Consider the following 9,148-nt stretch of genomic DNA (forward strand, 5'->3'; position numbering starts at 1 on the left):
CCCATTCGCTAATCCCCGTCCCACCTCTATGCGGGAACGGGGCAGGGTTCGGCCCAGTTACCCCGCTCATTGATGAAGTTCACCAGCTCACGCAACCGCCCATGGTCACGACCATTGAAGGCGAAGGCCAGGCGGGTCAGCTTGGTGAACTCCGGCTCGTCCTTCTCCAGTTCGGCGCAGGGTTGCTGATGGAAACCGTCGTGCAGGCAAAGCGAGCCGAACTCATGGTGCAAGCGGCTCATGGCGTCGTCGCTCAAGCGGTGGTTGAGGCGGATCACGAAGCTGTCGCGTAGCCAGCGGCTGGAGTGGAAGTTGCTATAGAACCGGGCGATTTCCTGTACCGCATCCTCCACCGAATCGACCAGTTTCACCAGGTGCATGTCGCTGCCCAGGATGTAGTGGTTGTCCAGCAACTGATCCTGCATGAATTGCAGCGCTTGCTCCCAGTAGCGCCCGCCGGGCTGGTCGAGCAGCACCACAGGAACCAGCGGGCTCTTGCCGGTCTGGATAAGGGTCAGGACTTCCAGCGCCTCGTCGAGGGTGCCGAAACCGCCGGGGCAGAGCACCAGAGCGTCGGCCTCCTTGACGAAGAACAGCTTGCGCAGAAAGAAGAAGTGGAACGACAGCAGGTTGCTGGTGCCGGCCACGGTGCGGTTGGCTTGTTGCTCGAACGGCAGGGTGATGTTGAAGCCCAGGCTGTTCTCGCGGCCCGCGCCTTCGTGGGCGGCGGCCATGATGCCGCCGCCAGCGCCGGTGACCACCATCAGGTCGTAGTGCGCCAGGGTCCTGCCCAGTTCGCGGGCTTGGGCGTAGAGCGGGTGGTCCGGCGGCGTGCGCGCCGAGCCGAACACCGTGACCTTGCGCCGGCGCTTGAACTGCTCGAGGCTGGCGAAGGCGCTTTCCATCTCGCGCAGGGTCTGCAGCATGATCTTGGCGTCCCAGCGGTTGCGGTCGGCCTGCGCCATGCGCGCCACGGTCACGAGCATTTCACGGTACAGCGGCAGGTTCGGGCTGTCGCCCGGCGCGGCGAGGGCGGCCAGTTCCTCTGCTTTTTGCGTCAGATCCGTGCCGCTGGTTTGGAAGTGTCTGGAGAGATAGTCGTCGGGCTCATAGGGCATGGGGATACTCCTTGTTCTGCAACCCCGCGTCGGCGGCAGGCACCAGTCTGCCATGCCGCCGATGACTGTCGGCGATGACCCTGTTTCAGATTGCGATGCGTTCTCCCTGCTCCGGTATGTTGGCTTTCCAGTTGAGGCGTTCGAGCAGTGCGCCCTGCAGGGCGTCCATCTTTTCCCGCTCGCCATGTATCAGGTATAGCTCGGGTTTGTTCTCGAAGTGGCCAACCCACTGAATCAATTGCGATTGTCCGGCGTGTGCGGAAAACCCGCCAAGGGTGTGGATCTTCGCCCGTACCGCGATGCGCTGGCGCAGGACGCGCACGCTCTCGGCGCCGTCGACGATGTTGCGGCCCAGGGTGCCCTTGGCCTGGAAACCGGGGAAGACGATGTGGCACTCCTCGCGCCAGAGGTTGTGCTTGAAATGATGGACGATGCGCCCGCCGGTACACATGCCGCTGCCAGCGATGATGATCGCGCCGCTCTTGATGCGGTTGATCGCCATGGACTCGTCCGGGCTTTGGGTGATACGCAGCGGCGGCAGCCATTCCGACAGTTTCACGGTGCCGGTACCACGGATGTATTCACGGTCGCTGTCGGAGAATTCGCTGGTGTGTCGCAGATAGATTTCGTTGGCCCGCGCCGCCATGGGGCTGTCGAGGAAGATCATCTGCTGCGGCAGGCGGCCCTCCTGGTAGAAGCGCCCGAGATAGAACAGCAGATCCTGGGTGCGGCCGACGGCGAAGGACGGGATCAGCACATTGCCGCCGTCCTTCTGCGCCTGTTCGAGGATGTCCGCCAGTTCCTGCAGGGTCTCGTTGTTGTCGCGGTGGTCGCGGTCGCCGTAGGTGGATTCGAGCAACACCACGTCGGCGCGGCTCAGCGGTGTCGGGCTGCGCATCAGCGGCGAGCAGGTATTGCCGAGGTCGCCGGAGAACACCAGGCGGCGGGTAAGGCCCTGTTCGTGGATTTCGATCTCGACGATGGCCGAGCCGAGGATATGCCCGGCGTTGTGGAAGGTCACGCGGATGCCGCGAGCCACCTCGACCGTGCTGCCGTAGCTGACGCCGCGACGCAGCGACAGGGCTTGCTCGGCGTCAGCCTGGGTGTAGAGTGCGCTGATCGGTGGGCGATTCATTCGCGCCCGCCACTTGTTTTCCCACTCGGCGTCCTTTTCCTGGATATTCGCCGAGTCCATGAGCATCAGTTCCAGCAGTTCGCAGCAGGACTCGGTAGCGAACACCGCGCCCTTGTAGCCTTCCTTCGCCAGGCGTGGCAGCAGGCCGCTGTGGTCGATGTGGGCGTGGGAAATCACCACCGCATCCAGGCTTTTCGGGTCGAAGGGGAAGGCGGCGCGATTGCTGGCTTCATTGTCGCGGCTGCCTTGGCGGTCGTTGCGCCCCTGGCGCATGCCGCATTCGAGTAGCACGCGAATGCCGTCGTGGGTTTCCAGCAGGTAGCAGGAACCGGTGACCTCCTGGGCCGCGCCGATGAAGGTGAGTAATGCCATGGAGCCTCCTGAGCGGGAAATGTCCTTCAGACTCGCGTAGGCGGACGGGAGCGGCGTTGATACAGGTCAGCGACGCTCCGATCTGGAGACCTAGACTGCCTGTATATCCCGAGGGAGATGTCGACATGTCCCAGATACTGCCCAGCCCGGACGAGCTGGCCGCGCACGCGGCGCAGCAGCCGGCTTTCGCCGAATGGCTGCGTGGGCGCGGTCCGCTTGAGCATAGCCCGGAGACGCAGGCCGCGGTTTTCCGCATCGCTCATCAATTGGTCCAAGGCGGCCTGCAGCCGGACCTGGAGAGCGTCTACCGAATGTTCCAGCAGCTCGACCGGCTGACCTGCGCCGGGCTCTGGCTGGTGGTACACATGACCTACGCCCGCCGCGTGCGCCTGGACGGCGTGCCGCTGCAGGCCGAGGATTTCAAGACCCACCCCGAGGGCCACACCGGCGGTGCCCTGAACATGGTGCCGGCCTATGCCGGTTACCTCGCGCTCAACGCGCTGACCGGCAAGACCCGCGGCTGGCTGATGGGGCAGGGGCACTGCGTGGCGGCGATCGAGGCGCTCAACGTGCTCACCGGCAACCTGCACCCCGAGCAGGCGCGGCGCTACAGTTGCGACAGCGCCGGCCTCGAGCGCCTGGTGGCGGACTTCTACAGCTACGCCCAGGCGCCCGACGGCAGCGTCGCCGCGCCCCTGGGCAGCCATGTCAACCCGCACACCGCCGGCGGCATCGCCGAAGGTGGCTACCTGGGTTTCGCCGAGTTGCAGTACGCGCACCTGCCGCTGCCGGGCGAGACCCTGGTGACCTTCCTCTCCGACGGTGCCGCCGAGGAACAGAAGGGCGGCGACTGGATGCCGCGCTGGTGGCGCTCGGAGGATTGCGGCGTGGCACTGCCGGTGATGATCGCCAACGGCCGGCGCATCGAGCAGCGTACCCAGCTCGGCACCCACGAAGGCCTGGAGGGCTTCAAGCAGCACTTGCGCGGCTGCGGTTTCGACCCCATGACCTTCGATGGCCGCGACCCGGCGGCGTTCGCCTGCGCACTCTGGGAGATGGAGGAACGCCTGGCCAACCGGGTCAGCGAAAAGGACAGCGGCATTCTCCATTACCCGTTGCCGATTCCCTACGGCATCGCCGAAACGGTCAAGGGCTTCGGTTTCTACGGTGCCGGCAGCAACGCCGCGCACAACCTGCCGCTGCCCGGCAATCCGCACGAGGACGAATACGCCCGCGAGCTGTTCAATCAGCACGCTGCGCACCTGTGGGTGCCCGAGGCCGAGCTGGACGCCGCCTGCGCCAGTTTCGCCGACAGCCGCCAGGGGCGCCTGCCGGAGCGCGACAATCCACTGGCAGTGCGCCGCCCCATCGAGCCGAGCCTGCCCGCGCTGCACTACCGGGCCGACCAGTGTTCGCCGATGGCTGCGCTGGATCGCTTCTTCGTCGACCTGTGCGCCGCCAACCCGGACCTGCGCGCCCGCGTCGGCAACCCGGACGAGCTGGCCAGCAACCGCCTGGGCGGTGTGCTCAAGGCGCTGAAACATCGGGCCTGCCAGCCGGAAAGCGAGCTGGAGGCGGTGGATGGGCGAATCATCACCGCGCTCAACGAGGAGGCGGTGGTTTCCGCCTGCCTGGGCAACCAGGGCGGGCTCAACCTGGTGGCCAGCTATGAGGCGTTCTGCGTGAAGATGCTCGGCGCGGTGCGCCAGGCGATCATCTTCGCCCGCCTGCAGAAGGAGGCCGGGCGCCCGGCCGGATGGTTCGGCTGGCCGCTGGTGGCCACCTCGCACACCTGGGAGAACGGCAAGAACCAGCAGTCGCACCAGGACACCACCTTCTGCGAAAGCCTGCTGGGCGAGATGAGCGACATGGTGCGCGTGCTGTTCCCGGCCGACCACAACAGCCTGCTGGCGCTGCTGCCGCAGATCTACCTCAGCCGCGGGCAACTGGCTTGCGTGGTGGCGCCCAAGCGCGAGCGGCCGAACCTGTTCGACCAGGCCCAGGCCGAGCAACTGGCCCGCGATGGCGCCATCGTCGTCGAGGAGCATCCCGGCAGCGATCCGTTGCTGCTCATCGCCAACGGCAGCTATCAGCTTGGCGAGATGCGCCGCGCCGCCGAGCGCCTGGCGGAGGCGGGCTATCCCTATCGGCTGGTCTACCTGCAGGAACCGGGGCGCTTCCGTGCGCCGCGGGACAACTGGGAGCTGGCGGCGGTGGCGGACGATGCGCTGATCGAGAAGCTCTTCCCCGACCACTGCGAGCGCCGCGTGCTGCTCACCCACATGCGCCCGGAGGTGGCGCGCGGGCACCTGTGGCCGATCCTGCCGGACGCGCTCAAGTCATCGGTACTGGGCTACCGCAACCGCGGTGGCACCCTGGACGAGGCCGGGATGCTGTTCGCCAACCGCGCCTCCTGGGGAGATGTGCTGGCCGCCTGCGCGCGCTTGCTGGAGGTGCCGCGCAATGCCTTGCTGACCGCCGAGGAAGCCGCCGCGCTGGCCGGCAAGGGCGACCCGCGCGTGCTGCGCTGAAACGCGGCTCAGCGTTTCAGCGGCTTGACCAGGGCGTCCAGGCCCTCGACCTTGAGCTCCAGGGCGATCTGCATCAGCCGGCCCAGTTCGCCCTTGGGGAAGCTGTCATTGCGCTGGAACCACAGCAGGTACTCTTCCGGCAGGTCGATCAGCAGGCGGCCCTGGTACTTGCCGAAGGGCATCGGCATGCGCGCGACCTTCAGCAGGTTGAGTTTCTGCTGTTCCAGCAGGGCGTCGGCGTCGTTCACTTCTGCAGCTTGATGCGGCAGCTGCCGGCGTCGAAGCGCTCGACGGCGACCGGGGTATTGGTGTGGTACTCGGTGAATTCGTAGGTAAGGATGGCGCCCTTGGCCAGCAGCTGGCGGTAGCCGGTATTGCTGCAGACGCTGTCGCCCAGCTGGCTACGCACGCTCTCGGGGTTGGAACGCATGCGTTCGGCGTGGCTGGCGCGCACGCTCAGGTGATTGATGAGCTGGTTGCCCTGCACGGTGTAGCCCTGGTCGAGGATGTCCTCGTTGATCGCCCGTGGGGTGCCTTCGCTGCTCTCCTTGGCGACCTGCTCCAGGGTCTTGGACAGTTCGAAGTTCTTCAGCGAGGCCGCGTGGGCCGCGGGAAGAACGAGACAGAGGGCGAGGGCGGTGAGGCGCAGCATGGGCATCTCCTGAAAATGGTGCCAATTCGACCGCGCGAGCCGCGCAGGGTTCGCCGGTCAGTCCGGCCGCCATTGTCCCTGAAATCCGCTGCTGTGCCGAGGAGCTGTTGCCGCAGGCGCGGCTGAATCTCGGCTGCCGGACGGTCCCGACGGCTCTGTTACAATCGTCGACCGCCGCAATTCCCTGCCAGAGTTCCCGATGTCGTCTTCGTCTCCCGTCGCCCTCAACCATGCCGTCGCCCGCCTGCGCGACGAGCGCCTCGCCCGTTGCGTGAAGCCCTTCGTGGCGCGCGGCTCGCGTTCGCCGCGCTGCCCCGGCTGCCGCCTGCGGCCGAACTACTGCATGTGCGCCTGGCGCCCGCGGGTGGGTGCGGAGGCCGGGATGTGCCTGGTGATGTTCGACACCGAGCCGCTGAAGCCGAGCAACACCGGCTGGCTGATCGCCGAGACGGTGCCGGACACCTGGGCCTTCGGCTGGTCGCGGATCGAGGTCGATCCGGCGCTGCTGGCGTTGCTCGACGACCCGCAGTGGCAGCCCTATGTGGTGTTTCCCGGCGAGTTCGTCGCCGCCGAGCGGGTGGTCGAGCGGGTCGAGCCGGTGGCCGGCAAGCGCCCGCTGTTCATCCTGCTGGACGCGACCTGGAACGAGGCGCGCAAGATGTTCCGCAAGAGCCCCTACCTGGACCGTTTCCCGGTGTTGAGCATCACCCCGGACGCGTTGTCGCGCTATCGCCTGCGCCGCTCCAAGTTCGACGAGCACCTGTGCACGGCCGAAGTGGCGGCGCTGTGCCTGGGGCTGGCTGGCGACCAGCGGGCGGGGGATGCCCTGGACGCTTACCTGGATGTGTTCAGCGAGCGCTACCTGGGTTCCAAGCGCCAGCAGCCGCTGGACGAGCAGAGCCCGGCGCACCAGGCCCTGCGACCCTTCACCGGGCTCTGAAGGTCAGGCCGCGACGGCCTGCTTCTTCGGCCACAGTTGCGCCACCAGCATGCCGGCGAGCATCAGCGCGCAGCCCAGGTAGCCGCGCATGTGCAGGGTTTCGTCGAGCAGCAGGGCGCCGGCGATGGCGGCGAACACCGCTTCCAGCGAGAGGATGATGGCGGCGTGGGAGGCGATGGCGTGCTTCTGCGCGATCACCTGCAGGGTGAAGCCGGTACCGACGCCGAACAGGCCGCCGTAGAGCAGCGCGGGGCCGGCCTGGACGATGGCGTCCCAGTGGATTTCCTCGAAGGCCACGGCCAGCCCCATGCTCACCACCGAGCAGGTGGCGAACTGCAGGAAGGCCAGGCGGATCGGGTCGTAGCGGCTGGCGAACAGGCCCACCAGCAGCACATGGCAACCCCACACCAGGGCGCCGGTCAGCTGCAGCCAGTCGCCGGAGGCCACCTTGAAGTCCGGGCCGATGCTCAGCATGGCCATGCCGATCACCGCCAGCGCGGCGCCGAGCCAGGTGCCGGTGCCGGTGCGCTGGCCCAGCAGCAGGCCGAGCAGCGGCACGATGATCACGTACAGGCCGGTGATGAAGCCGGAGTTGGTCACGCTGGTAAACATCAGGCCGACCTGCTGCAGGTTGATGCCCAGGGTCAGCGCGGTACCGATCGCCAGGCCGGCCAGCAGCAGGCCGCGGTTGAACGGTTGGGCGCCGCGCTTGGCCGACCAGGCCAGCAGCGGCAGCAGCATCAGCGCGCCGAGGGCGAAGCGCAGCCCGGTGTAGAGGAACGGCCCGATGGCGTCCATCCCCAGGCGCTGCGCGACGAACGACACCCCCCAGATCATCGCGGTGATCAGCATCAGGATGTCGGCGCGCAGGGCATGGCTTTTCATGGTGTTCTCGGCAGGCAAAAAAAGAGCGCAACTCTGCCGCAAGCCAGGCGCTTTGAAAAGCTGTCCATCCCGTCAACCGTCGCCCCGGGAGTGCCCCCGCAACGTATTCTCGACGGGCATCGGCCGACGCATTTGCGTACAATGCGGCAATCAGGTTACGACCTTTCCCACGCTGGCCCTGCCGTTACCCTCGGTCGGGATCGAGCCTGGCCATCAAGGAACATACATGGCTTCCTACGAAATCCTGATCGCTGACGATCACCCGCTGTTCCGTAGTGCCCTGCACCAGGCCCTGACGCTTGGGTTGGGGCCCGAGGCGAAACTGGTGGAGGCGGCGAGCATCGCCGAGCTGGAGGCCAGGCTCAACGACAAGGCCGACTGGGACCTGGTCCTGCTCGACCTGAACATGCCGGGCGCCTATGGCTTCTCCGGCCTGGTGCTGCTGCGTGGGCAATACCCGCAGATTCCGGTGGTGATGATCTCGGCCCAGGAGGACGCCGCCGTGGTGCAGCGTTCCCGCGAGTTCGGCGCCAGCGGCTTCATCCCCAAGTCCAGCGAGATGAGCACCCTGCAGCAGGCGGTGCGCGCCGTGCTCGACGGCGACGTCTGGTGGCCGCCGCAGGCCGACGCAGTCACCGAGCTTAGCGAGGAGACCCGCGCCGCCAGCGCCGGGCTGGCAAGCCTGACGCCGCAGCAGTTCCGCGTGCTGACCATGGTTTGCGAGGGCCTGCTGAACAAGCAGATCGCCTTCGAGCTGAGCGTGTCCGAGGCCACGGTGAAGGCCCACGTCACGGCGATCTTCCGCAAGCTCAACGTGCGCACCCGGACCCAGGCGGCGCTGTTGCTGCAACAGATGGAAACGGTTCCGGCGTCCTGAGCGGCCGGCCATCACCTCCGCTTCACACTTTGCCCCGGCACCTGGTTTAGAGTGCCGCGTCTTTTTCCGCAGGGAGCCCGCTGTGACCTCTTCCCCCTTCAAGGGCCAGACCGGCCTGAAGCGCATCCTCAACGCCGCCGGCTACTCCATGGCCGGCTTCAGCGCCGCCTTCCGTGGCGAGGCGGCGTTCCGCCAACTGGTGCTGATCAACGTCATCCTCATCCCGCTGTCGTTCTTCTGCGACGTCAGCCGCGGCGAGCGCGCGCTGATGATCGCCGTGTGCCTGCTGGCGCTGATCGTCGAACTGCTCAACTCGGCGGTGGAGGCGGTGGTCGACCGCGTCTCCCTGGAGCGCCACCCGCTGTCGAAGAACGCCAAGGACATGGGTAGCGCCGCGCAGTTCGTCGCGCTGACCATCATCACCGTGACCTGGGCGGTGATCCTGCTCGGCTGAGCCCATGGGAGCAGGCGCGTAGGGCGTATAGCCGTTCGCCGTCATACGCCGCTACACCGACCTCGTGCCTGGCTCCTTGGTCGAGCCCTGAGCGCCCTGAAACAGGCACTCCGTGGCCAGACCCGGTACGCGCCTGAAACCAAGGCCAAACGGCGGATAACGTCGAACGTTATTCGCCCTACGC

At 66.8% G+C, this 9,148-nt stretch carries 9 protein-coding genes; 4 read left to right on the forward strand and 5 right to left on the reverse strand.

The window, feature by feature from the left end:
- Window positions 1-26 precede the first annotated feature (26 nt).
- Both P3W75_RS08670 and P3W75_RS08675 read right to left on the reverse strand, forming a co-directional pair.
- Complete coding sequence (locus P3W75_RS08670) at window positions 27-1,118, reverse strand: TIGR00730 family Rossman fold protein (RefSeq protein WP_276226962.1); 1,092 nt, start codon at window positions 1,116-1,118, stop codon at window positions 27-29.
- An 85-nt stretch (window positions 1,119-1,203) separates the two neighbouring features.
- Complete coding sequence (locus tag P3W75_RS08675; RefSeq protein ID WP_276226963.1) at window positions 1,204-2,625, reverse strand: MBL fold metallo-hydrolase RNA specificity domain-containing protein; 1,422 nt, start codon at window positions 2,623-2,625, stop codon at window positions 1,204-1,206.
- A 125-nt stretch (window positions 2,626-2,750) separates the two neighbouring features.
- Here P3W75_RS08675 and P3W75_RS08680 point away from each other — a divergent pair, with 125 nt between their 5' ends.
- Window positions 2,751-5,156 (forward strand): xylulose 5-phosphate 3-epimerase, encoded by a 2,406-nt coding sequence (locus P3W75_RS08680; protein ID WP_276226964.1) that lies wholly within the window; start codon window positions 2,751-2,753, stop codon window positions 5,154-5,156.
- 8 nt (window positions 5,157-5,164) lie between these two features.
- Here P3W75_RS08680 and P3W75_RS08685 read toward each other — a convergent pair whose 3' ends face one another.
- Together P3W75_RS08685 and P3W75_RS08690 are read right to left on the reverse strand one after the other, a co-directional pair.
- Entirely contained in the window at window positions 5,165-5,404 is a 240-nt protein-coding gene (locus tag P3W75_RS08685; RefSeq protein WP_430765352.1) for a DUF3820 family protein, read from the reverse strand.
- Window positions 5,401-5,808: a quorum-sensing-regulated virulence factor family protein gene (locus tag P3W75_RS08690; RefSeq protein WP_276226965.1), complete on the reverse strand. Its 408-nt coding sequence runs from the start codon at window positions 5,806-5,808 to the stop codon at window positions 5,401-5,403. Before P3W75_RS08690 ends, P3W75_RS08685 begins: the two co-directional genes overlap by 4 nt.
- 199 nt (window positions 5,809-6,007) lie before the next feature.
- Here P3W75_RS08690 and P3W75_RS08695 point away from each other — a divergent pair, with 199 nt between their 5' ends.
- Window positions 6,008-6,748: a tRNA-uridine aminocarboxypropyltransferase gene (locus tag P3W75_RS08695; protein ID WP_276226966.1), complete on the forward strand. Its 741-nt coding sequence runs from the start codon at window positions 6,008-6,010 to the stop codon at window positions 6,746-6,748.
- A 3-nt stretch (window positions 6,749-6,751) separates the two neighbouring features.
- On the opposite strand, the gene P3W75_RS08700 is transcribed toward P3W75_RS08695, so the two are convergent.
- Window positions 6,752-7,633, reverse strand: coding sequence for a DMT family transporter (locus P3W75_RS08700; protein WP_276226967.1), 882 nt, complete (start codon window positions 7,631-7,633; stop codon window positions 6,752-6,754).
- A 226-nt stretch (window positions 7,634-7,859) separates the two neighbouring features.
- Between P3W75_RS08700 and erdR the strand changes: the two genes are divergently transcribed.
- Together erdR and P3W75_RS08710 are read left to right on the forward strand one after the other, a co-directional pair.
- Window positions 7,860-8,510, forward strand: a complete 651-nt coding sequence (gene erdR / locus P3W75_RS08705; RefSeq protein ID WP_276226968.1) for a response regulator transcription factor ErdR — start codon at window positions 7,860-7,862, stop codon at window positions 8,508-8,510.
- A gap of 82 nt (window positions 8,511-8,592) precedes the next feature.
- Window positions 8,593-8,964 (forward strand): diacylglycerol kinase, encoded by a 372-nt coding sequence (locus tag P3W75_RS08710; protein WP_276226969.1) that lies wholly within the window; start codon window positions 8,593-8,595, stop codon window positions 8,962-8,964.
- Window positions 8,965-9,148 lie beyond the last annotated feature (184 nt).

Origin of the sequence: Pseudomonas citronellolis, assembly GCF_029335315.1 — a bacterium.
GTDB classification, from domain to species: domain Bacteria; phylum Pseudomonadota; class Gammaproteobacteria; order Pseudomonadales; family Pseudomonadaceae; genus Pseudomonas; species Pseudomonas citronellolis_A.

Excerpts from the sequence above, each read along its gene's own strand:
- P3W75_RS08670 (WP_276226962.1), bottom strand. The coding sequence starts at position 1,118 with ATGCCCTATGAGCCCGACGACTATCTCTCCAGACACTTCCAAACCAGC.
- P3W75_RS08700 (WP_276226967.1), bottom strand. The coding sequence starts at position 7,633 with ATGAAAAGCCATGCCCTGCGCGCCGACATCCTGATGCTGATCACCGCG.
- P3W75_RS08680 (WP_276226964.1), top strand. The coding sequence starts at position 2,751 with ATGTCCCAGATACTGCCCAGCCCGGACGAGCTGGCCGCGCACGCGGCG.
- P3W75_RS08675 (WP_276226963.1), bottom strand. The coding sequence starts at position 2,625 with ATGGCATTACTCACCTTCATCGGCGCGGCCCAGGAGGTCACCGGTTCC.
- erdR (WP_276226968.1), top strand. The coding sequence starts at position 7,860 with ATGGCTTCCTACGAAATCCTGATCGCTGACGATCACCCGCTGTTCCGT.
- P3W75_RS08690 (WP_276226965.1), bottom strand. The coding sequence starts at position 5,808 with ATGCTGCGCCTCACCGCCCTCGCCCTCTGTCTCGTTCTTCCCGCGGCC.
- P3W75_RS08695 (WP_276226966.1), top strand. The coding sequence starts at position 6,008 with ATGTCGTCTTCGTCTCCCGTCGCCCTCAACCATGCCGTCGCCCGCCTG.